The organism is Nocardia sp. NPDC006630 (assembly GCF_040611495.1).
Taxonomy (GTDB): Bacteria; Actinomycetota; Actinomycetes; order Mycobacteriales; family Mycobacteriaceae; genus Nocardia.
In genome coordinates this window covers 651,388-677,093 of the sequence record NZ_JBEXOK010000004.1, presented here as the reverse complement: position 1 = coordinate 677,093, position 25,706 = coordinate 651,388, and the positions used below count along the sequence as shown (strand labels likewise).

Sequence of the window (25,706 nt, the reverse complement as noted above, 5' to 3'; positions counted from 1 at the left end):
TGCAAGAAGTGAGCCCTTCGTTATGTCACGTATCGATAGCGGATATTTATCCGGCGCTAGCTTATTCTAGACCGCTGACGCGCAAACTGCTCATGCCTTTCGTGATCATCCTGCCCCACAAAGGCCCTGAATTCACCCAACTTATAGAATGTCTGATTCTTGTCCGTAGAAATATCGAGTTCGAAATCTCGACTCAGCAGAGCAATGCGGCGCTCAAGCTCGGGTGCATCAACCTTCGAAACCTTCAATAACTGTGTGGCAGATATCGCGGACTGCCGGTCACGCAGCGCACGGTAAACAGCATCGTGCTCGGTATCGGGCTGAAGCTGACGTGGACGTCCCGACTTCTGGAGCGCGGCTGCTATGGATTCACCTACCGCACGCGCAACGGGCGGTGGGAAAGCATTACCTATTTGCCGATACTTTGACGTCTTCCTTCCGGTGAATGTCCAGTCCCAGTCATCCTGCCAACCTTGGATACGTGCGACCATCTCACATGTGAGTTTAGGTCCAACAGGGAATCGCTGTCCCTTTTGTGGCGGGTTGTCCGCGACACCCATCGCATCCACACCCAATGCAGCCCAAGCTCGCTTTGCTCTCGTCGGACCGAGATCTGCGCCACCATGCTTCTTAGATCCGCCAACGATAGTTGGCGCGATACCTATGGCTTTGTGGTCTGCCCACTCCTCTGCGCCCTCCCAGCCCTCCGCTGCCATCAAGTCCTTCAGCAGTTGCCCCACAGTCAGCGCACATCCAACCGGCACGGGCCAGTTGAAATATGGAGCAAATTCTTCTTGCATGGCTACCAACACAAACCGCGGACGTAACTGAGAGACGCCGAATTCACGGGCTTCAAGCAGACGCCACTCTCCGACATAACCGAACTGCCTCAACCGATCAAGCACATGCTGTCGATAGCCGGCGAAACGGGGCATGCTCAGCCCGCGGACGTTCTCAAGCATCAACGCCTTTGGTTCGAAGTACCGAACTTGCTCAACTGCCCATGCGAAGAGATCGCGTTCATCCTTTGCGCCGAGCTGCTTACCAGCAATGCTGAATGGGGGGCATGGAACCCCACCGGCGAGCAGATCTATCCCTACGAAATCCGCAGGCTTCAGAATTTCTGTATCGGCTACGTCTCCCAATTTCACGATAGAATTTGGCTCAAGGGTACGTTTGATCTCCAGATTGAGCGAAAGGGTCCTGTGAGCGTTCTCGTCGAGTTCAACTGCGCGGCGATGGTGGAAACCTGCGAGCTCAAGCCCGAGGGCCTGCCCCCCTGCACCTGCGCAGATCTCAACAACTTCCAGATCTGTCACAGTCGGCCGCCCTTCACGACTGAAGTTGCGCTCTTTGCGGACGTCATCATATGCGATATCTTCTCCCATGAAGGCCTGAGACCAGCGAGGCGGCTAGAGGCGGCGAAGGCATGTCCGAAGTTCCAACCATCGATCCCCGAGAGAAGGCGTGGGCCATCGGCAATTACCCGCAGCCACTGAACGAAGGCCGCTCGCGGAACATGCGTGCAAATCGCCGAAGCAACACCAAACCCGAAGTAGCACTTCGCAAAGCGTTGCATTCGCTCGGGTACCGGTACCGCAAGGACATGCGGCTCGACCTTGATGGAAACGCCAGAGTACGGCCAGACATCGTTTTCACAGCGAGAAAGTTGGCGATCTTCATCGATGGCTGCTTCTGGCACGTTTGCCCGCAGCACGGTCGGCATCCGACTACAAACGAATGGTACTGGTCCCCGAAGCTCAGTCGGAACGTTGAACGTGATCGAGCTGCCGACAACGCCCTGGTCAAAGCCGGATGGCGTGTCCTTCGTCTGTGGGAACATGAGCCTCTCTCCTCAGCTGTCGATCAGGTGATTGCGGCTGCTGGCCCCGCCGCTAAGACTTCGGTTGGAAGGGTACAGTCCAGCACCGACAAGACCTGATCGTGGCGGCAACCGGTTTCTTCGCGATTCACAACTTCCTGAAGCCGCGTATCAGACTAGTGGCTTAGCTGGACGCGCTCCACGCAACCACGCGGTACGCAGAGGCAGTCAACTGCACCTGCAGGTCTGCCTGCGGCGATCCTCCCGCGAACCTGCCACCCGACGACCATCTACGAATGGACACAGATCCCGAGGTTTGCCGCATCTGCGGAGAGGACGGGAAGAGAAGCGCTAGAAGTGGAGTCGGCAGCTAACCTAACAGTATGTCACTCCCTATACATGGGCAAGCACCGCTCCTTGGTATCCAAGATCAGCATGATCAAGAGCTTCAGGCTGTATCTTCTTATCTTCTTGACGAAGACCCCAACGGAATTCGGATAGCGGCAGCAATCCGCCGTACTTACGACATGCTTCTGGATGGACAGCACACCGGACGATACAAATGGAGTCAACTCCACAAGACCGAGAAAACCCACTTTGGGACGCTCATAGAAATCAACTTGCAGCGCGAATTTAAATTCACCGACGGCGAAAAGATGGACTACTCCATTGACGACATCGAGGTCGACTGCAAATTCTCACAAAAGCTGGCAGACTGGATGATCCCACCTGAGGCCATTGGGCATATCCTTCTCGGAGTTTGGGCAAGTGACAGTCAAGGGATATGGTCAGCAGGACTGATTAGAGCACAAGAAGAATTTCTAACGACATCAAAGGGAAATAGAGACGGAAAACGGTGGCTATCAAAATATGGAAGAAGCCATATCCAGTGGATATATAGGGACCTTCAGCTTCCAGAGAATGCCCTGCTTCACATCCCGGAAGAAAAGGTAGATTTAGTTTTCAATTGCTCCGAGTACGGCACCAAGAGAATTGATATGCTATTTCGCCTAGCGCAGAAACGACCGATTAGCCGCACAGTTGTCGCCACGGTCGCGCAGCAGGACGACTTTATGAAGAGAATCCGGGGTAACGGCGGATCGCGCTCAAGCCTTAAACCTGAGGGTATCGTCATACTCGGACAATATAGCAGTCATCGCGAGATCGCCGAAACTCTTAAGTTACCAGCCCCAGGGCCAGGCGAGTCCGTAAGCGTCCGTTTAGCAATACAGAAGGCACACCACGGCGATCGTCCCTATATCGAATTGGACGCAAAACGATGGGTCGTTGCTTTACCGGAGGATCCCGACGAGACAGCGCCTGATCTGCCGAGGATCATTCCTGTAACGAACTCCAAGATTAACTAACTAGACATTCGACTATTCCATCCGATCAGCCACACATATGCAACAGCAAGCAGAGCGGCCCTACCGGGCCGCCTGCCGGTGATTCTGGTAACCGCGGCTTCTATGCGTTTGCGGATGTAAACATTTTATCCATCACCCAGACGTGGATTGCATCGACCAGCTCCTTGTAAGAGCGCACGTTCAAGGAGCTACCTCCCCAACTTCTACCATGTGCAGTATCGTTTCTAATTCTGATTAGGGTACCGAGCGAACTTCTATTGTTCTCAATATCTAGAAATTCACTTAATTCGGAAGACCATTTCTCACCGAACCTCGCTATTAGCTTCTCAAGGGCGTCGGGATTTAGGTTGGGCGCCTTCCTGAACCATGAAAGTGCAAATTCTCGCGCTGGACCGCTCGCGCTCCGCGACATATAGTCGCAAATTGCCTGATGTAGGAGCTGCTCAAGATAGCCAGATAGCCTAATACACATGTACAGGTGGAGGTCCTGTTGCACTGATATAGGAACATCCAGAAGTGAGCCCTGATATCGCTCGTAGGTAGCATCGAGCGATGATTTCATACGATGAATCTCAACGCGGGCCTCAGATCGCTTGTTCAATCCATTCACCCCGAAAAATGATTCAGGGCAGCAGTCAATCGCAACAGCACGCTCGACCGGTGAGAAGTACTCTTTTGGGTACTGCCCACAAAATCGTCATCTTCTTCCAACTCCCGCATGGCCCTGCTCACGCGGTTCACTCCCAAACTTGGATTTTCTCGAATTACAAGGGTTAGTCCCGATAGTATAGAGTCGGCTCGAGCGGCATTTATTGAACGATTCCTCTTCAATGCATCGTCACCGGCCGCACTGACAAGCAGTTCGCATGCCGCAGCGAATTCTGCAACCTCTCTCTCTTGTGCTTCGAACGAAATCTGCTCGTGGTCACCGAGGTACTTGGTCATGAAGGTAGCCATGGGTGGCGTGAACTTTGCCACACCGGTAGGACCATGCACCTTGATTTCTGCAGCAACTTTCTTGAGTGCCAAGTACCTTAGAATCAACTCCTGATCTCTGAGATCACGATTCCTCGGACCGAACAGCCTTCGCCAATTCGGATCATTGTTAAGTCGCCGTACGAGCTTCGTTCCGTCGCCCGTATAGATGGCCACACGAATTTGCTGATCCTTGAGTTGCGTCCCGCCGCTATTAATTCGCTCAAATAGCGTATATATCGCCAGCTTCCCATCATTACCTACCGGTAAGGTTACGGTAGCCTGAATAAGGGCATTATTTAGAACGCGGCGATCCGCCTCTTCGAGAGTTTGATAGCTACGCCCCTTAAAAGAATCGGCAACATGTTCTAGAATGAATTCTTTGGATTCATCTCCCGGCATTGCCCCATCATAGAATGCACGGAGAGTTGTCAGGCGCTGCTGCCCATCAAGAACAATATACTGCCGACTTATTAATTCCACAAGAAATATTCCAGGAACAGGATAACCGCGCAGAATGGATTCAATGAATCGATCCATTTGACGCTTCTTCCAGACAAAATCGCGTTGAAATCCCGCATATCCGGTAGATTTGTTATCAGTCTCTTCCGGATCGAACCTAGGAATTATCAGCTCTTTCCTCTGAAATCGGCGAACTAGCCCTTCAACATCAAAATCAACACCAAAGTATCGCAGTGATCCTTCAGCAGAGGGTGGCCCGAGTGCGTCGTCCTCATTTTCCTCCGGATCGATCACGTTCGTTTCTTCAAGCTCTTTAGCAGTCTGCGGCTGTTCCAATGTGATCACCCTTCGTAGGCCTCGATACAACATAGCTTCTCGCTGTAGGTCTTGCAGCGTTGTCCACCAACAGAGTGTTTGACGCCGTCCACCCCGATGCTGGAATGCCGATAGCTGTGTCACGTGGATAGTCGCAGCATTGAAGTAACGGCCCCTGCTGTTGCGGGGTTACAACGAAGGCACCCGCGTACAGCTCGGCGCGGCGTCGAACAACTGATCCACTGATCCCCTCTGCCACAACAGTCCCCGTGAACAACGACAACAACCGGAGTACCGTATCCAACAATCTGCTTGCTACATCACGGCGTAGCGTGCCAAGACACCGCCCGAATATGCCAAAGACTGTCACTCGATCGGGTCCGCGTCTTCTCAATGAGCGGTGCTAAGTCGGAACTCTCGAAATATGAGCGGTGCCAAGCCGCCATCCGTGGGTCCAGAAACGCTATAGTCCCGCGCCGAGAGCGCGGATGCATTGGATAACGAGGAGGGCGGGGGCTTCTCTACCATCACCAGCTGCCCACTGTTCCAAGGCTATGCGGATCGCGCCGGCGGCGGCCGCCGCGAGGAGGCGGAGGCGCAAGGGATCGGCGGCCGTGTTTGCCAAATCTGTTAGGACTCTGCGTAATTCGCGTTCGCCCTCCATATTGATGCGGTGCCACACCGCACGGAGGGCAGGGTCGGTTTCCATGGCTTGGAGTAGGCCGCGGGTGAGGTCGAAGTCTTCGCCGCCGTCGATGGTCAGGGATTGGACTGCGGCGGCTTCGAGGTCGGCCAGCGTGGGGAGCCGACGCGGACCGGAGGCTATTGCTTCGAACCAGCGTTGGGCGCCGGTCGTGAGCATTGGTTCGACGGCGTCTTCCTTCGTGCGCGAGTAGCGGTAGAAGGTGCGGAGGGCTATGCCGCTGGCTTCCGCTATTTGTTCGGCGGTGACGTCGGCTGTCCCGTGTTCGGCGAAGAGGCGGGCGGCGGTGCGGGCTATGTCCAGGCGGGTTTCGGCCTTGCGGCGCTCGGCCAGGGTGGGGCGCTGCGGGGCGGGGGCGGGCATTGGACGTCCTTGTCGTTGGGGTGGCAAGAGTCATCCTAGTCTTTGGATGTCAGTGTGGCACGTTGTGCCATTCGGGCGTAGCGTGTCAGGTACGGGGGAAGAAGACATCAGAGGAGAAGTTCGCAATGGAGCGTTTTAGCGATCGCCGAGTACTGATCACCGGCGCGGGCTCGGGTATCGGCCGGGCTACTGTGCATCGGGTTCTCAATGAGGGCGGGCAGGTTGTGGCCGCGGATATCAATGAGGCCGGGTTGGCCGAGACTGCGAAGCAGGCTGCGGAGCAGGGCCATGGTGAGCGGCTGAGCACTGTCACCGTTGATATCGGCAATGAGGATTCGGTGCAGGCCGGCGTTGCGAGTGCCGTCGAGACCCTCGGCGGGCTGGATGCGCTCATCAATGCGGCGGGCATTCTGCGGTCGGCGCATACCGAGACCATGCCGCTGGCTGATTTCAACAAGATCATCACGGTGAACCTCACGGGCACGTTCCTGATGATTCGTGAGTCGCTGCCGGCGCTGCTCGCGTCGAGCAAGGGTGTCATCGTGAACTTCACCTCGACGTCGGCGTTCTTCGCGCACCCGTACATGGCCGCGTATGCCGCGTCCAAGGGCGGCATCATGTCCATGACGCATGCGCTGGCTGCCGAATACAGCAAGCAGGGCCTGCGCGTGGTTGCCGTTGCGCCGGGGTCCATTTCCAGCGATATGACCGACGGCAAGGGCCCGGGCCTGCCCGAGGATGCCGATCTGAGTCTGTTCATGAAGCTGATGCCGGGCATCGGACAGGGCTTCGCGTCCCCGGACACCGTGGCCGGCGTGGTCGCCATGCTCGCCTCCGATGACGGCGCGTTCATCACCGGCACCGAGATCCGCATCGACGGCGGCACGCACTACTGAGTCGAATTACGGCGCAGTCGAATACGAGAAGTCGCGAACGGCCCCGCAATTGCGGGGCCGTTGTCGTATCAAGGGGGACATCACCCGGGTGCGGGTCATCCTTCAGGACGACCGGGACCCTGATCTCTCACGGAATCTCGTCCGTATCAATATCTTTCCGGCCGGAAAGACAGCACACTCGGATCCATGAGCTCGAAATTCACTTCCACACAAGGAATGTTCGCTCGAATCGCCGTGGTGGGTGCGCTCGCCGTAGCCCCGATCGCGGTGCTGACCGCTACGGCTTCGGCGGACACCACCCAGGCGACCGTCACCGATGTGTCACGGCCGCACTGGGATCGGAATCCCTGGGACAACGATCCCTGGAACAACAACCACGACTGGTGGCGTAATAACAACCAGTCCGACTGGTGGCGCGATCACAATCGCCACGATCGCTGGGACGACAATGACGGCTGGCTCCGGAACACGCTGCCGCGCGGCGCATTCGGAAGCAGCTGAAACCCCACGAGAATACGCAACGGCCCGGCACCCCCGAAAGGTGCCGGGCCGTTGCGTTCAGCGCACGAAAACTGTGGTGCGCGTGGAAATTACGTGTTTGCGGAAATTACGCGGTTTCGGTGATCGGGCGATCGACCCAGCTCATCAGGCCGCGCAGCTTGGCGCCGGTGACCTCGATCGGGTGCTCGGCGTTCTCCTTGCGGAGGCCCTCGAGCTCCTTGTTGCCGCCCTCGACGTTGGCGACGAGGCGCTTGACGAAGGTGCCGTCCTGGATGTCGGACAGGATCGCCTTCATGCGCTCCTTGGTGCCGGCGTCGATGACGCGCGGGCCCGACAGGTAGCCACCGAATTCGGCGGTGTCGGAGACCGAGTAGTTCATGCGGGCGATGCCACCCTCGTACATGAGGTCGACGATCAGCTTGAGCTCGTGCAGCACCTCGAAGTACGCCATCTCGGGCGCGTAGCCGGCCTCGACCATGACCTCGAAGCCGGTCTTGACCAGTTCCTCGGTGCCACCGCAGAGCACGGCCTGCTCACCGAAGAGGTCGGTCTCGGTCTCTTCCTTGAAGGTGGTCTTGATGACGCCCGCGCGGGTGCCGCCGATGCCCTTGGCGTAGGACAGCGCCAGGGCCTGGCCCTCGCCGGTCGGGTCCTGATCGACCGCGATCAGAGCCGGAACGCCCTTGCCGTCGACGAACTGGCGGCGCACCAGGTGGCCCGGGCCCTTCGGGGCGACCATGGCGACGGTGACATTGGCCGGAGCCTTGATCAGACCGAAGTGAATGTTCAGGCCGTGGCCGAAGAACAGCGCGTCGCCGTCCTTGAGGTTGGGCTCGATGTCATTGGTGAAGATGGACGCCTGCGCGGTGTCGGGCGCGAGGACCATGATCACGTCGGCCCAGGCGGAAACCTCGGCGGGGGTGCCGACGGTCAGACCGGCCTCTTCGGCCTTCGGGCGGGACTTCGAACCCTCGGCCAGGCCGACGCGGACGTCGACGCCCGAGTCGCGCAGGCTCAGCGAGTGGGCGTGGCCCTGGCTGCCGTAGCCGATGACCGCGACCTTCTTGCCCTGGATGATCGACAGGTCAGCGTCGTCGTCGTAGAACATCTCGACTGCCACTTTGGGTTTCTCCTTCTGGATTCTGTGTCTGAGTTATAGGTCCCGGCGAAAAGCATGCCGGGAGGACGTGCCAATGGCCGCCGGGGCGGCCGGTTACTAGCGAGTCGCGGTGATGGACTTGGGTCCACGGCCCACTGCGACAACTCCGGACTGCACGATCTCACGGATGCCGTACGGCTCCATCATGCGCAGCAGTGCGTCGAGCTTGGACCGGGTGCCGGTCGCCTCGATGGTCAGCGCGTCGGGTGACACGTCGATCACCTTGGCACGGAACAGGTTCACTGCTTCGATGACCTGGGTGCGGACGCTGGCGTCGGCGCGCACCTTCACCAGGATCAGTTCGCGGGCAACGGAACTGTCGTCGTCCTGCTCCACGATCTTGATGACATTGATCAGCTTGTTGAGCTGCTTGGTGACCTGCTCGAGCGGCAGGTCCTCGACCGTCACGACGATGGTCATGCGCGAGATCTCGGGGATCTCGGTGCCGCCGACCGCCAGCGACTCGATATTGAAGCCGCGGCGGGAGAACAGGCTGGCGACACGCGCGAGCACGCCGGGCTTGTCCTCCACCAGCACGGAGAGGGTGTGGGTGGTGCTCATTATGCCTCGGTCCCCTTCTGGGCGGCCTTTTCGTGGGCAGTCAGGGTGGCCTTCTCGTGCAGCATCGCCTCGTGGATCACGGCGGGCTCGTCCACGGCCTCATCGTCATCGAACAGCGGGCGGATGCCGCGCGCGGCCATGATCTCGTCATTGGAGGTGCCGGCGGCGACCATCGGCCACACCTGCGCGTCCTTGCCGACGATGAAATCGATCACCACGGGACGGTCGTTGATGGACTGCGCCTCGAGGATCGCGGCCTCCACGTCCTCTTCCTTCTCGACCCGGATGCCGTGGCAGCCAAGGGCTTCCGCGAGCTTCACGAAATCGGGAATGCGCAGGGTGTGGGTGCCCAGATCGGTGTTCGAGTAGCGCTTCTCGTAGAACAGGGTCTGCCACTGGCGGACCATGCCGAGATTGCCGTTGTTGATGAGCGCGACCTTGATCGGCACACCCTCGACGGCACAGGTGGCCAGTTCCTGATTGGTCATCTGGAAGCAGCCGTCACCGTCGATGGCCCAGACCTCGCGGTCCGGCAGGCCCATCTTGGCGCCCATGGCCGCGGGGACCGCGTAGCCCATGGTGCCGAGGCCACCGGAGTTCAGCCAGGTGCGCGGCTTCTCGTACTTGATGAACTGGGCGGCCCACATCTGGTGCTGGCCGACGCCGGCGCAGTAGATGGCGTCCGGTCCGGCGAGCCGGCCCAGCGTCTCGATGACGAATTCCGGAGACAGCGAACCGTCGCTCGGGGTCTTCCAGCCCAGCGGGTAGGCCTTGCGGATCCCGTCCAGGTAGGTCCACCAGGCGCCGAGCTCGAGCAGCGGCGCTTCGCCGACGGCCGGATCGGACTTGAGGGTTTCGATGAGCTCGGTGATGACCTCACGGCAGTCGCCCACGATCGGGACGTCCGCGTGCCGGTTCTTGCCGATCTCGGCCGGGTCGATATCGGCGTGGATGACCTTGGCATTGGGTGCGAAGGAGTCCAGCTGGCCGGTGACGCGGTCGTCGAAACGCGCGCCGAGGACGACCATGAGGTCCGACTTCTGCAGTGCCGCAACGGCTCCCACGGTGCCGTGCATACCGGGCATGCCCATGTTCAGGGTGTGCGTGTCCGGGAACGCGCCGCGGGCCATGAGCGTCGTGACGACCGGGATACCGGTCAGCTCGGCCAGCTCCAGCAGTTCCGGGGAGGCGTCGGACTTGATGACGCCGCCGCCGACGTAGAGCACCGGGGACTTGGCCTCGAGAATCATGCGGGCGGCCTCGCGCACCTGCTTGCCGTGCGGCTTGGTCACCGGACGGTAGCCGGGCAGGCGCATCTCCGGCGGCCAGCTGAAGGTGGTCTGCGCCTGCAGCACATCCTTCGGGATATCGACCAGGACCGCGCCCGGACGACCGGAGGAGGCCAGGTGGAAGGCCTCGGCCAGCATGCGCGGGATATCGATCGGGTCGGTGACCAGGAAGTTGTGCTTGGTGCACGCCATGGTGATGCCCGAGATATCGGCTTCCTGGAAGGCGTCGGTGCCGATCAGGCTGCGCCCGACCTGGCCGGTGATGGCCACCAGCGGCACCGAATCCATCTGGGCGTCCGCGATCGGGGTCACCAGGTTGGTCGCGCCGGGGCCGGACGTGGCCATGCACACACCGACCTTGCCGGTGGCCTGCGCATAGCCGGTGGCCGCGTGGCCGCCGCCCTGCTCATGCCGAACCAGCACGTGGCGGACCTTGGTGGAATCGAAGAGCGGGTCGTAGACGGGAAGGATCGCGCCGCCCGGAATACCGAAAACCGTGTCGACGCCGAGCTCCTCGAGGGAACGGACAACAGACTGCGCGCCGGTGACCCGCTCGGGCGGGACCTGGCGGCGGTTCGGAGTGGTGGCCGGAGCCACGGCCGGCGTGGCCGAAGGCGCGGGCCTGCGGGCCGAAGGCCCGGGTCGGGCGGTAGGTGCGCTCACCGTCTTGGTTCCTTACTGCTTGTCGTTCCAGTTCATGGACTTGCCTGAACACAAAAAAGCCCTCGACAGCCATGGCTGTTCGAGGGTGGCGCGTCGCAGCTGCGAGCTGACGTAATTGACCTATAGTCGTCGGCTCAGCGCTGGACGCGCCGGCCGATTACGAGCAACTCGATTCGATTCACGCGTCCGACGGTAAGTGCGCATGAGCCGCTGAGTCAAACATCTGACCATGTGTGTCTCATTATGTGAGACAGAGCGGTTGTTCGGGTTCGTTCAACACAATGCGAGGATGGGGGTGTGTCATCACCGCATCAGTCCGTGCCACCAGCTCGATCGTCCCACACGCCCGACTCCGGATCGGACACGGGTCGCGTGATCCGGATCCCCCGGCTCGCGCACATCGGGGTGTTCCTCCTGCTGTTCTGCGCAGCTTTCCCGTTCTTCGGGTGGCCCGCGGGACTATGGGTGTTGTTCGCCATACCGGTTGCCGTGGCCGTCTGGATCGAACGCACCCGGACCACGGTGTCGGAGTCGGGGATCGACGCGCGCACCATGTTCTCCAGCCGGCACATCGACTGGTCCGAGGTGAAGGGTCTGCGCATACCGAAGCGCGGGTACCTGCAGCTGCATCTCGCCGATGATTCGGATGTGCGGCTGCCCGCGGTCAGCTATGACCGGCTGGCCGATCTGGTCGCAGCATCCGGCGGGCGAATTCCGGATCCGTTCATCGGGCCCGAGGACGCGGATGCGGCCGGCGACAGCGAGGCCGACGAGGCTGTGGCAACCGAGTCCGAGTCCGCGAAGCCCGAGAACCCGAAGCCCTGAGGGCCGGGGGCTCCGGCCTCCCGCGTGTCGGGGTGCGAGGTTTCGGCCGCTGACGGGTATCAGCAGGCGCGGGAGTAACGTTGGGGCCCGCCGAAAGTAATCGGCGAAGTCGCCGACCAGCCCCCTGCGACGAGACCCCGAGGACCCCATGCCACCGCTTCGCTCACGCACCACCACCGCCGGACGCAATGCCGCGGGCGCTCGCGCCCTCTGGCGTGCGACCGGTATGACCGACTCCGATTTCGGTAAGCCGATCATCGCCATCGCGAACTCGTACACGCAGTTCGTACCCGGCCATGTTCATCTGAAGAACGTCGGCGAGATTGTGGCCGAGGCGATTTGGGCGGCGGGCGGTGTACCGCGCGAGTTCCACACCATCGCGGTGGACGACGGCATCGCCATGGGTCACGGCGGCATGCTCTACTCGCTGCCCTCGCGCGAGATCATCGCCGATTCGGTCGAGTACATGGCGAATGCGCACACCGCCGACGCGCTGGTGTGTATCTCCAACTGCGACAAGATCACTCCCGGCATGCTCAATGCCGCCATGCGGCTGAACATTCCGGCTGTCTTCGTCTCCGGCGGTCCGATGGAGGCCGGTAAGGCCGTCGTGGTGGGCGGTGTGGCGCAGGCGCCGACCGACCTCATCACCGCCATCGCCGCCAGCGCCTCGCAGGCCGTCAGCGATGCGGGCCTGGACGAGGTCGAGCGCAGCGCCTGTCCGACCTGTGGTTCCTGCTCCGGCATGTTCACCGCGAACTCCATGAACTGCCTCACCGAGGCACTGGGTCTGGCGCTGCCGGGCAATGGCTCCACGCTGGCCACCCATGCCGCCCGCCGGGCGCTGTTCACCCGCGCCGGTCAGGTCATCGTGGATATCGCCACCCGCTGGTACCGCGATGACGACGCCTCGGTGCTGCCGCGGAATGTGGCCACCGCCAAGGCTTTCCGCAATGCGATGGCGCTGGACGTGGCCATGGGCGGTTCCACCAATACCGTGCTGCACACCCTCGCCGCCGCGCAGGAGGGTGAGATCGACTTCGATCTGCAGACCATCGACGAGATCTCCCGCCGGGTGCCCTGCCTGTCGAAGGTCTCCCCCAACTCCGATTACCACATGGAGGATGTGCACCGCGCCGGTGGCATTCCGGCCATCATGGGCGAACTGCGCCGCGCCGGGTTGCTGGAAACCGATGTCACCAATGTGCACAGCGCCTCCTTCGAGGACTGGCTCGACACCTGGGATATCCGCTCCGGCACGGCTTCCGACGAGGCCATCGAGCTGTTCCACGCCGCGCCCGGCGGAGTGCGCACCATCGAGCCGTTCTCCACCGAGAATCGCTGGTCCTCCCTCGATACCGATGCCGAGGGCGGCTGCATCCGCGATCTGGCGCACGCCTACACCGTCGAGGGCGGGCTGTGCGTGCTGCGCGGCAATATCGCACCGGACGGCGCGATCCTCAAGACCGCGGGCATCGACGAGGATCTGTACACCTTCGAGGGTCCGGCCGTGGTGGTCGAATCCCAGGAGGAGGCGGTCTCGCTGATTCTCAATAAGAAGATCCAGCCGGGCGATGTGATCGTGATCCGCTACGAGGGTCCCTCGGGCGGTCCCGGCATGCAGGAAATGCTGCACCCCACCTCGTTCCTGAAGGGCACGGGTCTGGGCAAGGTCTGTGCGCTCATCACCGACGGCCGCTTCTCCGGCGGCACATCGGGCCTGTCCATCGGCCATATTTCGCCGGAGGCGGCCAGTGGCGGCGGCATCGGCCTGATCGAGAACGGTGACCGCATTCGCATCGATGTGCACACCCGTGCCCTCGAATTGCTGGTCCCCGATGAGGTTCTCGCGGAGCGACGCGTGAAAATGGAAGCGTCAGAACGGCCTTGGCAGCCCGTGAATCGCGAGCGCACGGTAACCACCGCGCTGCGCGCGTATGCCGCGCTGGCGACCTCGGCCGACAAGGGTGCTGTGCGGCGGGTGCCGTAAGAAAGATCAGAGGGAATGACAATCGAATATGTCGGCAAGGCCGACACGATGCTGGCCGAGTACTCCTCGATGCTGGAGCGTTGCGATTACCGCAAGGCCCAGGCGAAGGTACTGCTGGCCGAGGCCGAGGAACTCGCCGCCCAGTCTCGCGAACTGGGCAGCACGGAGTTCATGGCCTCGCCCGCCGACGCCGCCGCGATCGCCGCTCACCGTTCTTTTCTGAACGAGCAGATCGATGCGAAGTCCGGGCAGGTATTGCGACTACACCAGGAGACCTTCCAGGAGTGGGAGCGCTTCAACGCCACCCAGTGGTGAGCTCGGCGGGGGCGTGGCTCCCGCCCACCGCGGGGAGGGATTCGCCTAGTCCGCTCCTACCGGAGAAGCGAATCCACGCGAGTCTGCGCAAACAGCAAGTGGCCCGGGCGATCCAGTGGATCGCTCCGGGCCACCTGGCTTTCGGGCGAGGTCAGTTGAAGGGGCGGATGCCTTCCAGCGGATTGCCGCCGTGCAGGTAGATGTAGGTGAGGATCGCGGCGGCGACCGCGGCGACCAGCGCTGCGAGCGAGCCGAGGAACGGTCTGGTGGCCCAGCCGCGATTGCGATCGAGCGAGAGGCGGCCGGGACCGGTGAGCATGATGGCGGCCGCGCCGCCCGCGAGAATGGATTCCAGCTCGACACCCGTGCCCGCCTTGTACTGGAAGCCAGCGACCATGCCCTGCTTCCACATCCAGGCATCCAGGATGACCGCCAGCACCGCGCCGGCGGCCAGCGGCGTCGCCAGGCCGACAGCCACCAGAATGCCGCCGCCGAGTTCACCGGCGATCAGCATGGGCGCGGCGAAATCGGCATGCTTCCAGCCGCCGTTCTCCATGGACGTACGGATGCCGTCGTAGCCGGGGCCGTGGAACCAGCCCGCCGCCTTCTGCAGTCCGTGGTAGACGAAGGTGCCGCCGATGACCAAGCGCAACAGCAGCAGTCCGAGGTCCAGCGTGCCGCGGCGGTCGTCGCGCCTGCGGATACGGGTGGTGGGCTCCGCGCCGCCGTTGGGTGCGGGCGGAATGCTGGCGAAGGCGTAGGTGGGCGCGGTGTCGTCGGCGGCAGGAACGCCGTTGCCGACTGCCGGGGGCGTCGGGCCGGCGCTGATGGCCTCCTTCACCTCCGTGTACAGCGGCACTTCCGGATCCAGGCCGAGTTCCTCGTCGGTGCGCGGCAGATCCTTGGTGAGATCGGCCTTCACGCTCGAGGTCTGGAACTGCTCGGTCGGCGAATCATAGGGGCTGCGCACCGGCTCGCCCGTGGTCCGTGGCGATCCGGGCGGGATGCTGCCCGGCGCGTCGGCGGAGTGCTCGTTCGGCTTCTCGGTCACGCGGGTCAGAGTATGCGGCGAGAGCGCCGGACACACGACAGTCGCGGGCGTGTCCGATGTCCAGTTCGCGGTGCGCCGGGGTGGTCAGCGACCCCGTCCGCACATCCGCGCCGGGTTTTCCGTAACGTCTGCACCATGAGTTGGGTTGCCGCGGGCCGGTTCGGGGTGGGCGCACGGAGAATCGTGGTGGGCGCGATGCTCGGCGTCATGCTGCTCTCCGGTTGTGCACGGTTCGACGATCGTGCTTCGACGCCGTTCACCACCGAGCCGAACTGGCAGGATGCCGATCAGGGCAGTACCAAGCCGAATGCGCCGAGCAGTTCGGCGAAGCGGCCGGATCTGCCGTGTGTGGATCCCGATCCGGCAGTGGTCATCTCATGCCTGGACACCACCGGCGGCGTGGTCACGCTGCCGGACGGCACCAGCGGACTGGTCGCGGAACGGCTGACCGGGCGGATTCTGAAGGTGGTCGCCACCGATGAGGGTGTTCCGCCCGCGCCGGTGGAGGTCGCCCACCTCGATGTGGACGCGACGGGCGACGGCGGTCTCACCGCGCTGGCGCTGTCCCCGAGTTTCGCCGAGGACGGCCTGATCTACGCGTACATCACCACCGGCAGCGATAACCGGGTGGTGCGCGTCTCCACCGACGGCGGCGCGCCCAAGCCGATTCTCACCGGAATTCCGAAGGGCGCCAATGGCAATCGCGGCGCCATCGACTTCCACACCGCCGATAAGATGCTGGTGCTCACCGGCGATGCGGGCAACCCCTCGTCGGCGGCCGACAATGGTTCCTGGGCCGGGAAGCTGCTGAGCGTCAACTCACCCGCGCCGGGCGCCACCGCGCAGGTCATGCTCGCCGGTATCGGCGTCGCGGGCGGCGTGTGCTCGGACCATCAGGATTCCATCTGGGTCACCGATCGCACCGCCACCGAGGATCGTCTGCAGCGCGTCGCACCCGACGGCACCGCCAGCAAGGCCTGGAGCTGGCCCGACCATCCGGGTGTGGCCGGTTGCGCCGCCGCCACCGACGGCGTGGCCATTGCCCTCACCAACCAGAAGGCCCTCGCAATCGCGAAGGCCGACAAGACAACTCACGCCGTCACCGCCTCCCCGACATTGCTGGCACAGGACAAGTACGGGCGGCTCGACGGTGCCTCGATCGGCGGCGACGGCAGCATCTGGTCCTCGACGGTGAACAAATCCGACGGCGGCCAGCCCAATCAGTACGACGATCGCGTCGTCCGCATCCCGCCGCCGTCCGCGGGCCAAGGCGGCGGGCACGACTAGATCCACGCCCCGTCATCCCGGCATGCTTTCGGCCGGGATCTGCATCGGTAGTGCGCCACTGTGTTTCCGCAGGCCCGGCTGAAAGACGCGCCGCGGTTATGCGGTGGCTCGCACCGCGATGACGGGGTGACTCGTGACCGCAGGCTGACTACACCCCGGCCGCGCGCTCATTGATCAGTGCCTGCCGCAACATTGACGCTCATTGATCAGTGCCTGCCGCAGCATTGAAACGTGCTGCGGCAGCGCGGAGTTCGCGGGACAGCTCGGGCGCGTCGATCACCTCGAAATCGACGGTGATCGCGCCGAGCAGGAAGACGAGTGCGCGCGCATCGTCCGCGCCGATGTGCAATAGGCAGCTGCGATTGTCGACGGGTTCGATGCGGCCGTAGGTCGCCGACAGGCGTGCCGGTTCGGAATCGGCGGGGGTGCGCAGCCGGACCGTGGCCTGATAGGGCCAGCGCTGGGCGATGCCACCTGCAACGAAGGCGGCGGCATCGCCGCCGGGGAGTTCGCGGGGTGTGAAGCGCGGTCCCGCAGGCACTTTCGGCTGCATTCGATCCACCCGGAAGGTGCGCCAGTCGTCGCGGCCGAGGTCCCAGGCCACCAGATACCAGCGGCGGCCCCAGGTCACCACCTGATGCGGTTCGACGGTGCGGACGGTCTCCGAGTCGCCGTAGCGGAATCGCAGCTGCTGCTCGTCGCGGCAGGCCGTCGCAATCGCGCTGAGCGTTTCCGGCTCCACGGTCGGGCCTCTGCCGGGCGCGTACACGGTGGCAATCTGCAAGGCCTCCAAGCGATTACGCAGTCGATTGGGCAGCACCTGCTCCAGCTTCACAAGCGCGCGCAGCGCCGTTTCGCCCTGCCCGGCCACGCCACTGCCCGCAGCGGTGCGCAGTGCGATGGCAATGGCCACCGCCTCCTCATCGTCGAGCAGCAGCGGCGGCAATTGCGCACCCGACCCGAGCCGGTAGCCGCCGGTAATACCCTTCGACGCCTGTACCGGATAGTCGAGTTCACGCAGCTTGTCGATATCGCGCCGCACCGTGCGCGTGGTGATGCCCAGCCGATCTGCCAGCTCCTGCCCGGACCATTCGCGCCGCATCTGCAGGAGACCGAGCAGCCGCAGCAGTCGCCCGGAAGTTTCTTTCATATCCGGCAGTCTGCCAGGACTATAGGACCGAAGATGTCCTATAGTCCTTCTACCGTTATACCTATGAACAACGAGGCCATCTCCCCCTTCCGCATCGATATCGCCCAGTCCGATCTGGATGATCTGGGCAACCGGCTGGCCGGCGCCCGCTGGCCCGACGAACTGCCCGGCGTCGGCTGGGAGTACGGGATTCCGCTCGACTACGTCCGGGAACTCGCCGAGTACTGGCGCACCGGGTACGACTGGCGCCGCCATGAGGCGGAGCTGAACGAGCTGCCGCAGTTCACCACCGAAATCGACGGCCAGAACGTGCATTTCGTGCACATCCGCTCGGCGGAGCCGGAGGCGATGCCGCTCATCCTCACGCACGGCTGGCCGGGTTCTATGGTCGAATTCCTCGATGTGATCGGCCCGCTCACCGATCCGGCGGCGCACGGCGGCGATCCGGCGAGCGCCTTCCACGTGGTGATTCCCGCACTGCCCGGTTTCGGCTTCTCCGGCCCCACCACCGAAAAGGGGTGGAACACAGGCCGTATCGCGGCGGCGTGGGCAGAGTTGATGCGCCGCCTGGGTTATGAGCGCTACGGCGTGCAGGGCGGCGATATGGGCGCGTTCGTCTCGGCCGAGCTCGGCAAGATCGACGCCGAACACGTTGCGGGAGTTCACCTCAACGCGGCGACCTTCGGATTCATCCCGTTCGGCAAGGTATCCGATGAGGAGCGCGCCACCCTCACCGAATCCGAGCAGGCGCGGCTGGTGCGGCTCGCCCACTTCAACGGTGATGACAACGGCTACTTCAAGATTCAGGCGACCAAGCCGCAGACCATCGCCTACAGCCTGGTGGACTCCCCCATCGGACAGCTGGCCTGGATCATGGAGAAGTTCAAGGAGTGGACCTTCCCCTCGAACGACCTGCCGGAGCAGGCCATCGACCGGGACCGGTTGCTGACCAATGTGATGCTGTACTGGCTCACCGGCACGGCGGGTTCGGCCGCGCGCCTCTACTACGAGAACATGCACGTCCAGGGCTGGAAGGCGGAACGCTCACCGACCCCCGTCGGCGTCGCGGTCTTCGCACAGGACATCGCGATTCGCCGTTTCGGCGAGTACGGCAACAATATCGTGCACTGGTCGGAATTCGACCGCGGCGGCCACTTCGCGGCCATGGAGGCGCCCGACCTGTTCACCACCGACGTCCGCCAATTCTTCGGCGAACTGAAGTGATCGGACCGAATTGAAATGGCGCACGGCTGATGCCGTGCGCCATTTACGTTGCTACAGCGCCTATTCGGAGACGCCGCAGGCCGCCAGCACGAGTTCGCGCACGCGCGCGGCATCGGCCTGACCCCGGGTGGCCTTCATGACGTCGCCGACGATCTTGCCCGCGGCCTGGATCTTGCCGGAGCGGATCTTCTCGGCGATGGCCGCATTGGCCTCGAGCGCCTTGTCGACCTCGCTCTGCAGCGCGGAATCGTCGCTGACCATGCCCAGGCCCTTGGCCTCGACGATCGCGGCGGGCTCACCCTCGCCGGCGAGCACGAGGTCGACAACCTGCTTGGCGCTCTTGTTGTTGATGGTCTTGGCCTCGACCAGTCCGGCCACCTCGGCGACCTGCTTCGGGGTGATCGGCAGCTCGTCGAGCGCCACCTCACGCTCCTTGGCCTTCTCGGTCAGGTAGGACACCCACCAGGAACGTGCCTCGTTGACGGAGGCCCCGGCATCGACCGTCGCGATGATCAGGTCCAGCGCACCGGCATTGACCAGATCGCGGAACACCTCATCGGAGAGTTCCCAATCGGCCTGGATGCGCGCCCGGCGCAGCCACGGGTACTCCGGAATGGTGCCGCGCAGCTCTTCGACCCAGGCGGCGTCCGGCGCGACGGGCTCGAGGTCCGGCTCCGGGAAGTAGCGGTAGTCCTCGGCGGTCTCCTTGACCCGGCCGGAGGAGGTGGAACCGTCGACCTCGTGGAAGTGCCGGGTCTCCTGGATGATCTCGCCGCCGGCGGTCAGCACCGCGGCCTGGCGGCGCATCTCGTAGCGCACCGCGACTTCGACGCTCTTGAGCGAGTTCACGTTCTTGGTCTCGGTGCGGGTGCCGAATACCTTGGCGCCCTTGGGCATCAGCGAAACATTGGCGTCGCAGCGCAGCGAACCCTGTTCCATCTTCACATCGGAGACGTTCAGCGATTTGAGCACCTCGCGCAGCGCGGTGACATAGGCGCGCGCCACCTCCGGCGCCCGCTCCCCCGCACCTGTGATCGTCTTGGTGACGATCTCGATGAGCGGCACACCCGCGCGGTTGTAGTCCAGCAGCGAGTGCGAGGCGCCGACGATGCGACCGGTCGCGCCGCCGACGTGCAGCGACTTACCGGTGTCCTCCTCCATATGCGCGCGCTCGATCTCCACCCGGAAGACCGCTCCGTCGTCGAGGATCACATCGAGGTAGCCGTCGGTGGCGATCGGCTCGTCGTACTGGCTGATCTGATAGTTCTTCGGCTGGTCCGGGTAGAAGTAGTTCTTGCGCGCGAACCGCCCCCACGGGGTGATCGAGCAGTTCAGCGCGAGGCCGATCCGAATGGCCGATTCGACGGCCTTCTCGTTCACCACCGGCAGCGATCCGGGCAGGCCCAAACACACCGGACACACCTGGGTGTTGGGCTCGGCGCCGAATTCGGTCGGGCATCCGCAGAACATCTTGGTCGCGGTACCCAGCTCGACGTGCACCTCCATACCCAGCACCGGCTCGTACCGGCTGATGACGTCGGTGTAGTCCATCAAGTCGACCGTGGCTGCGCTCATGGCCACCATCCTATTCAGTCGGCGGCAATGGCCTCCACGATGGGGAGGTGGGCGGCGCGCAGCGCGGGCGGGATGGAGCCGAGCAGCGACAATGCCAGGGCCACGATGGCGTAGACCAGCAGCAGCGGACTGGCCTGGTAGTGGATATCGATGGAGATCGCGTGCCCGAGGGCCACCGTGGCCAGGTAGTGCGTGGCGGAACCCACCGCGAGACCCAGTGCGGCGCCGGTCACTCCGATACCGGCCGCCTCGGTGAGGACGGTGCGCAGCAGGAAGCGGCGGCTCGTGCCCATGGCGCGCAGTACGCCGAGTTCCCGGCGGCGTTCCAGCACCGAGAGCATCAGGGTGTTCAGCAGCGCGACTGTGGAGACCAGCACCACGATCCAGAGAATCGCACTGCTGATGGACATCCCCTGCCGGACGCTGCTGGAGATGGCGGTCACCGCCTGCTCACCGGTGACGACATGCAGTTGCGCGGGGACGGCCGCGCGGATGGCATTGAAAACGGCCTCGTGATCGGCGTTCGGCGCGAAGTCGATACCGATAATGGTCTCGCCGGGCCGCTGATACCACTGCCGCAGAATGTTCAGATCCAGTACGACCACGCCCGCGATGGCGGAGAAGTACGGCACCACCCGCAAGACCGTCACGTGGTGCACGCCGGTCGGTGTCGGCAGATCCACGCCGGAACCCTCGCTCACTCCGAGCGAGCGGGCCACATCGCGAGAAACGACAATGCCCTGACCGGCTGCCATGCGGTCCAGGTCCTGCTGGCTCGTACCGTCCAGGGCCGAACTGCGGGCCACCCCGCCCTGGTAGCCCTGCAGCATGACGCGGCCGCGCCCCAGGGTGGCGAAAGCCATTTGGGCCGAACCGATATCGCTGATGCCGGGAATGCCGCTCAGCTTGTCCTTCAGATCCGACGGCAGCAGCGGGCCGGTGGGGAACTGCTCCATCGCGGTCGCGCTGACGAAAACGTCTGTGCGGCCGAGGCCTTGGAAGGTCTGCGCCGCCGCGTCGACCATATTGCGGGAGGCATTGCCCATGGCCACGATGGCGGCGATGCCGATCATGACGGTCATGGTGGTGGCCCACACCCGGCGCGGCGCGCGTTCGATGGTGGTCGCGCCGAGCGCACCCGGTGCACCGAAAAGTCGTGCCACCGCGGCGATTACCCGCACGATGGGACCGGTGGCGGAGAAGCACAGCACCACCGCGCCGGCAATGGCCAGCGAGATGGAGACCAGCGACAGGCGCCCGAGATCGGCGTCGGCGACCACGACCCCCGCGCCGACCATCACCGCGCCGACCACCAGCGAACCCCATTTGAGCAGCGGGCTCACCTCATCGGAGATGGAGGTCCCGACCGGAGCCAGCGCCTCGATGGGTGCGACCTTGTACACCTGCCGGGCCGCGATGGCCGCGGCGACGACGCTGGCCAGCACACAGGCGGCCACGGCCACCGGAATCGCATAACCGGGCACCTCGTATTCGGTGCGCGCCTCCACCGACTGCACGATGGCGGCCGGGAGCTTGCCGATGGCGATGCGGCCCATGACTATTCCGACGAGCGAACCCACGAATCCGCCGAACAGGCCGAGTATCGCCGCCTCGGCGAGTAGCCCGCGCACCACGGGTCCGCGCCGGCCGCCGATGGCGCGCAGCAGCGACAGCATCGGACGGCGTTGTGCCACAGCCATACTCATGGCGTTGTAGATGAGGAACGACGAGACGATGAGCGCCGCCGCGGACGAGGCCAGCGTCGAATACTTCACCAGCTGCAGGGATCCGCCCGCCTGCGCGGTGCGCAGGTCCGGATCGGCGACCACCGCGTGGCCCGCGACCAGCTTCGTCAGGTCCGAACGCAATTGCTCCACATCGGTTTTCGCGGCGGGAATGATCTGGATGGAGTCCAGCCGTCCGGGCCGATCGGCGATCTTCTGCGCCACCGGCAGCAGGGCGATGACGATATGCCCGGAATTGAGTCGCTTGGAGGTGGATTCGTCGAGCACCCCGGCCACCGTCGCGGTGATGGACCCGAGCTGGATCTGCTCACCTTCCCTGTGCCCCATGGCGGAGCCGATGAGAACGCCGTTGGGCACGTTGAGCAACGTGCTCGCCTGATCCTGCAGCGCACCGCCGAGATCACTGCCGAGTTTCGACACACTGGCGTCCGCGCCGATGAGCATCGCCCGATCAGCGTCCGCGCCAATGGATTCGCGCAGCATCGGCACCGCCGTGCCGATGCCAGGGACGGCTCTGATCTGCGGCAGCAGCGCCTGATCGAATCCGGCATCGGTAATGCCGCTGACCTCCAGCGCCGCATTCCCGCCGAGGCTGTGCGTGAGCTTGTCCACCGAACCGGTGATGGAGCCGGAGATGCTGAATACCGAAACCAGCAGTCCTGCGGAGATTCCCATCACGACCATGGACATGATGGTGCGACCGCGGTGTGCGAGCAGCTCACCGATATTGAACAGCCGCAGTCGATCCCAGCCCGCCTGGATCATGCGCGCACCACACCGGCGTCATCGGCGCTGTCCTCGGCTGCTTCGCTGTCCGCGGCGGGACCGAAGCCCACCGGCGTGGTCCGCACCTCGCCGTTGTCATCGCGTTCCACCTTCTCGATGGAGCCGATCTGCCCGTCCCGCAGGGTGATCACGCGATCGCAGTAGCGCACCGCGCCCATATCGTGGGTCACCATCACCACCGAATTACCCGCGCGGGTGATATCGCCGAGCAGCTGCAGAATCGCGGCGCCGGTCTTGGAATCGAGATTGCCGGTGGGCTCGTCGGCGAGGATGAGCGGCGGATCCATAATGAGCGCCCGCGCCACCGCGACCCGCTGCATCTGACCGCCGGACAGTTCCGCGGGCCGGTGCTCGGCGCGATCGGCCAGGCCGACCAGGTCGAGCAGCTCCAACGCCCGCGGCTTGGCCTTGCGCAATCCGGTGCCGTCCAACAGCTTCGGAATGGCGACGTTCTCCCAGGCGGTCAGGGTCGGCAGCAGATTGAAGAACTGGAAGATGAAACCCACCTGATGCCGCCGGAATTCGGATTGACTGTCGTCATCCAGATCCCCGATCTCCCTGTCCTGGAACCGAATCGACCCGGTGTCGGGGGAGTCCAGCGCCCCGAGCAGATGCAGCAGTGTGGATTTGCCCGACCCGGAAGGCCCGATGATGGCGGTGAACTCCCCCGGTTCGATGCGCAGGCTGATGCCGTCCAGCGCCCGCACGGCCTGCCCGCCTACCCGGTATTCCTTCGTGACGTCGGTCAATTCCAGCATGGTGGTTCCCCTCGTGGATCAGCGAGCCAGTGCCCGCGGACGCGGGCGGATGAAGAGGTGATCGGTGTCGTAGGTGTCCAGGATCGCGCGCAGCGCCGGCTGCTCACCGGCGAGTTCGAGGTACACCTCGACCGCCGACTTGCCCTGTGCCAGTGCGTTTTCCAGCTTCACATTCAAATGGTTCTCCCAGCGGTTCCGCAGCGCGAGCAGCACGCCGTCCCGGCTGCCGAAGAGCCGCTCCATCTCGGGCAGCCCCTCGAACAGCGTGGCATCAGCGGGATTCCGCGCCGCCCGATCCAGGACGGTGTGCAGGATGTCGGTGCGAGCATGCAGGTCTGTCCAGGACATGGCCCCCAACCTTTCGTAGTGGCCCGGCCGGTGGTGTACGGGTCCGGTACCAGTCACTCCAGACGCTACGAGAGCCCGCGCTGCCCTGTCTTCGTGCCGCGGACGCGACTTGACCTCCTACCCCGGTAGGAGCCAGGCCCCTGCCGCCGAACGATGTACGCCGTCCAATTCGGCCACTAGCCTTGCAGAATGAACGTGACCAGCGCCACCCCTGCGGCGGTCGGGCAGACGCTGCGGGATACGCGGGACTGGGCGCGAGCCAGCGGACAGCGGATCCGGGCATTCGCGCGCAATCCGGTTGCCGAGTTCCGGCGCAATGCCGAGCAGTTCGGCTATCCGGCCAATGTGGTCGTACTCATCGATATCGTGCTGCTCACCGTCGCCGCCCTCTCGGTCATCCAGCGATACGGGCACGGCTATTGGCCGAGTCTCGTGCCGATTCTGGCCCTCGCCCTGACCTACAGCACCGGGCCGCTGTACGCCTTCTTCGGCGTTGTGCCGAAACCGCTGATGATCGCGGCCTTTACGATGACCGCCGAGGCCCTGTTCCTGGCCCAGCCTGTACCGACCGATTCCGCACCGTTCGTGGTGATCGCCGCGGCCGGGGAGATCGCGGCCATCGCGCCACTGATCGCGAGTATCCCGGTGGCCTGCGCCATGATCGCGGAGCTGCTCTTCTTCGAGTCCATCGGACATCTGGATATCGGCGCACCGATCTGGATCTTCGCGGTGACCTGCGGTTGGATGACCGGCCAGATGTTGAACTATCAGCGCCGCTACCTGTACCAGGAGCGTGAATCGCAGGAGATCCGCGCGGTGCGGGCCGCCGATGAGGAGCGCCGCCGCATTGCCCGCGAGGTGCACGATGTGATCGCGCATTCGCTCAGCATCACCCTGTTGCACGTGACCGCCGCCCGCCATGCGCTGCAAACCGATCGCGATGTGGACGATGCGGTGGAGGCGCTCACCGATGCCGAGCGCCTGGGCCGCCAGGCCATGGCCGATATTCGGCGCACCGTCGGGCTGCTCGGCCAGTTGCCGACGCCACAGGCTCCGGAACCCGACCTGGACGATATCGACGATCTGGTAGCCGATTTCGTCCGCGCCGGCATGCCGGTGGAGTACAGCCTCGACGGCGATCGCTCCGGTATCACGGCGGGCGTGGGTCTGGCGCTGTACCGCATCAGCCAGGAATCGCTGGCCAATATCGCCAAGCACGCACCGGGCGCGACGGCTCGGCTGCGAATCGTCCTGCGCACCAGGGATATCACCGTGACGGTGACCAATACCCTGCCCGCGGGCGCCGCGGTACGACCGGGGCGCGGAATGGGGATTTCCGGTATGCGCCAGCGGGCCGACCTGCTCGGCGGCACGCTCTCGTCCGGACCGGTCGACGAGGGCTGGCAGGTGATCGCGCACATCCCGATGGCCGGGGCCGTGGCGTGTATGGCTGTGGCAGCGGAGGATTCGCTGCGCACCGCGCTGCATTCGGTGACCCGCAAGATCTACGATCGCCCGAATCCGCTGGCGTCCAACGATATTCAGGAGAGTATGTGACCCCCCAGCCGGACGAGCA

General features: G+C 63.7%; 23 protein-coding genes. 10 read left to right on the top strand and 13 right to left on the bottom strand.

What is annotated here, in order from left to right:
* Positions 1-56: 56 nt before the first annotated feature.
* Positions 57-1,319, bottom strand: coding sequence for a DNA (cytosine-5-)-methyltransferase (gene dcm, locus ABZX86_RS14900; protein WP_355123863.1), 1,263 nt, complete (start codon positions 1,317-1,319; stop codon positions 57-59).
* Between the two features lie 200 nt (positions 1,320-1,519).
* Here dcm and ABZX86_RS14895 point away from each other — a divergent pair, with 200 nt between their 5' ends.
* The gene (locus tag ABZX86_RS14895; RefSeq protein WP_355123861.1) at positions 1,520-1,942 is read left to right on the top strand and encodes a very short patch repair endonuclease; all 423 of its coding nucleotides are present in this window, start codon (positions 1,520-1,522) and stop codon (positions 1,940-1,942) included.
* Positions 1,943-2,205: 263 nt separating this feature from the next.
* Positions 2,206-3,189, top strand: a complete 984-nt coding sequence (locus tag ABZX86_RS14890) for a NaeI family type II restriction endonuclease (RefSeq protein ID WP_355123690.1) — start codon at positions 2,206-2,208, stop codon at positions 3,187-3,189.
* A 100-nt stretch (positions 3,190-3,289) separates the two neighbouring features.
* Here the strand turns inward: ABZX86_RS14890 and ABZX86_RS14885 are convergent, their stop codons facing one another.
* The 3 genes from ABZX86_RS14885 to ABZX86_RS14875 all read right to left on the bottom strand — a co-directional run bounded on the left by ABZX86_RS14885 (position 3,290) and on the right by ABZX86_RS14875 (position 6,007).
* On the bottom strand, positions 3,290-3,751 hold the full coding sequence (locus ABZX86_RS14885) for a HEPN domain-containing protein (RefSeq protein ID WP_355123688.1): 462 nt from the start codon (positions 3,749-3,751) through the stop codon (positions 3,290-3,292).
* Positions 3,752-3,795: 44 nt separating this feature from the next.
* Positions 3,796-4,962, bottom strand: coding sequence for a DUF262 domain-containing protein (locus ABZX86_RS14880; RefSeq protein ID WP_355123686.1), 1,167 nt, complete (start codon positions 4,960-4,962; stop codon positions 3,796-3,798).
* A gap of 442 nt (positions 4,963-5,404) precedes the next feature.
* Entirely contained in the window at positions 5,405-6,007 is a 603-nt protein-coding gene (locus ABZX86_RS14875) for a helix-turn-helix domain-containing protein (protein ID WP_355123684.1), read from the bottom strand.
* Positions 6,008-6,132: 125 nt separating this feature from the next.
* Here ABZX86_RS14875 and ABZX86_RS14870 point away from each other — a divergent pair, with 125 nt between their 5' ends.
* Both ABZX86_RS14870 and ABZX86_RS14865 read left to right on the top strand, forming a co-directional pair.
* The gene (locus ABZX86_RS14870) at positions 6,133-6,903 is read left to right on the top strand and encodes an SDR family oxidoreductase (protein ID WP_355123682.1); all 771 of its coding nucleotides are present in this window, start codon (positions 6,133-6,135) and stop codon (positions 6,901-6,903) included.
* A 186-nt stretch (positions 6,904-7,089) separates the two neighbouring features.
* Positions 7,090-7,404, top strand: coding sequence for a hypothetical protein (locus tag ABZX86_RS14865; RefSeq protein ID WP_355123680.1), 315 nt, complete (start codon positions 7,090-7,092; stop codon positions 7,402-7,404).
* A gap of 106 nt (positions 7,405-7,510) precedes the next feature.
* Here the strand turns inward: ABZX86_RS14865 and ilvC are convergent, their stop codons facing one another.
* The 3 genes from ilvC to ABZX86_RS14850 form a co-directional block, all read right to left on the bottom strand.
* Positions 7,511-8,512 (bottom strand): ketol-acid reductoisomerase, encoded by a 1,002-nt coding sequence (ilvC, locus tag ABZX86_RS14860; RefSeq protein WP_355123859.1) that lies wholly within the window; start codon positions 8,510-8,512, stop codon positions 7,511-7,513.
* Positions 8,513-8,620: 108 nt separating this feature from the next.
* Positions 8,621-9,124: an acetolactate synthase small subunit gene (gene ilvN / locus ABZX86_RS14855; RefSeq protein WP_297611378.1), complete on the bottom strand. Its 504-nt coding sequence runs from the start codon at positions 9,122-9,124 to the stop codon at positions 8,621-8,623.
* On the bottom strand, positions 9,124-11,076 hold the full coding sequence (locus ABZX86_RS14850; protein ID WP_355123678.1) for an acetolactate synthase large subunit: 1,953 nt from the start codon (positions 11,074-11,076) through the stop codon (positions 9,124-9,126). Before ABZX86_RS14850 ends, ilvN begins: the two co-directional genes overlap by 1 nt.
* 372 nt (positions 11,077-11,448) lie before the next feature.
* Here ABZX86_RS14850 and ABZX86_RS14845 point away from each other — a divergent pair, with 372 nt between their 5' ends.
* The 3 genes from ABZX86_RS14845 (at position 11,449) to ABZX86_RS14835 (ending at position 14,206) form a co-directional block, all read left to right on the top strand.
* Positions 11,449-11,901, top strand: coding sequence for a PH domain-containing protein (locus tag ABZX86_RS14845; RefSeq protein ID WP_355123676.1), 453 nt, complete (start codon positions 11,449-11,451; stop codon positions 11,899-11,901).
* Positions 11,902-12,049: 148 nt separating this feature from the next.
* Positions 12,050-13,891 (top strand): dihydroxy-acid dehydratase, encoded by a 1,842-nt coding sequence (ilvD, locus tag ABZX86_RS14840; RefSeq protein WP_355123674.1) that lies wholly within the window; start codon positions 12,050-12,052, stop codon positions 13,889-13,891.
* A gap of 15 nt (positions 13,892-13,906) precedes the next feature.
* Positions 13,907-14,206 (top strand): hypothetical protein, encoded by a 300-nt coding sequence (locus ABZX86_RS14835; RefSeq protein WP_327144687.1) that lies wholly within the window; start codon positions 13,907-13,909, stop codon positions 14,204-14,206.
* Between the two features lie 151 nt (positions 14,207-14,357).
* Here the strand turns inward: ABZX86_RS14835 and ABZX86_RS14830 are convergent, their stop codons facing one another.
* Positions 14,358-15,257: a DoxX family protein gene (locus ABZX86_RS14830; protein ID WP_355123672.1), complete on the bottom strand. Its 900-nt coding sequence runs from the start codon at positions 15,255-15,257 to the stop codon at positions 14,358-14,360.
* Positions 15,258-15,392: 135 nt separating this feature from the next.
* Between ABZX86_RS14830 and ABZX86_RS14825 the strand changes: the two genes are divergently transcribed.
* Entirely contained in the window at positions 15,393-16,544 is a 1,152-nt protein-coding gene (locus tag ABZX86_RS14825) for a PQQ-dependent sugar dehydrogenase (RefSeq protein ID WP_355123670.1), read from the top strand.
* A 199-nt stretch (positions 16,545-16,743) separates the two neighbouring features.
* Here ABZX86_RS14825 and ABZX86_RS14820 read toward each other — a convergent pair whose 3' ends face one another.
* Positions 16,744-17,694 (bottom strand): transcriptional regulator, encoded by a 951-nt coding sequence (locus ABZX86_RS14820; protein ID WP_355123668.1) that lies wholly within the window; start codon positions 17,692-17,694, stop codon positions 16,744-16,746.
* 63 nt (positions 17,695-17,757) lie between these two features.
* Between ABZX86_RS14820 and ABZX86_RS14815 the strand changes: the two genes are divergently transcribed.
* Positions 17,758-18,918: an epoxide hydrolase family protein gene (locus ABZX86_RS14815; RefSeq protein WP_355123666.1), complete on the top strand. Its 1,161-nt coding sequence runs from the start codon at positions 17,758-17,760 to the stop codon at positions 18,916-18,918.
* 60 nt (positions 18,919-18,978) lie between these two features.
* On the opposite strand, the gene gatB is transcribed toward ABZX86_RS14815, so the two are convergent.
* Genes gatB through ABZX86_RS14795 form a run of 4 tightly spaced genes read right to left on the bottom strand, consistent with a single transcriptional unit; the run spans position 18,979 to position 24,130 of the window.
* Positions 18,979-20,493: an Asp-tRNA(Asn)/Glu-tRNA(Gln) amidotransferase subunit GatB gene (gene gatB / locus ABZX86_RS14810; protein ID WP_355123664.1), complete on the bottom strand. Its 1,515-nt coding sequence runs from the start codon at positions 20,491-20,493 to the stop codon at positions 18,979-18,981.
* Positions 20,494-20,507: 14 nt separating this feature from the next.
* The gene (locus ABZX86_RS14805; RefSeq protein WP_355123662.1) at positions 20,508-23,003 is read right to left on the bottom strand and encodes an FtsX-like permease family protein; all 2,496 of its coding nucleotides are present in this window, start codon (positions 23,001-23,003) and stop codon (positions 20,508-20,510) included.
* Positions 23,000-23,782 (bottom strand): ABC transporter ATP-binding protein, encoded by a 783-nt coding sequence (locus tag ABZX86_RS14800; RefSeq protein WP_355123661.1) that lies wholly within the window; start codon positions 23,780-23,782, stop codon positions 23,000-23,002. Before ABZX86_RS14800 ends, ABZX86_RS14805 begins: the two co-directional genes overlap by 4 nt.
* Positions 23,783-23,800: 18 nt before the next feature.
* On the bottom strand, positions 23,801-24,130 hold the full coding sequence (locus ABZX86_RS14795; RefSeq protein ID WP_355123659.1) for a hypothetical protein: 330 nt from the start codon (positions 24,128-24,130) through the stop codon (positions 23,801-23,803).
* Positions 24,131-24,319: 189 nt separating this feature from the next.
* Between ABZX86_RS14795 and ABZX86_RS14790 the strand changes: the two genes are divergently transcribed.
* Complete coding sequence (locus ABZX86_RS14790) at positions 24,320-25,687, top strand: histidine kinase (RefSeq protein ID WP_355123657.1); 1,368 nt, start codon at positions 24,320-24,322, stop codon at positions 25,685-25,687.
* The last annotated feature ends 19 nt before the right edge of the window (positions 25,688-25,706 follow it).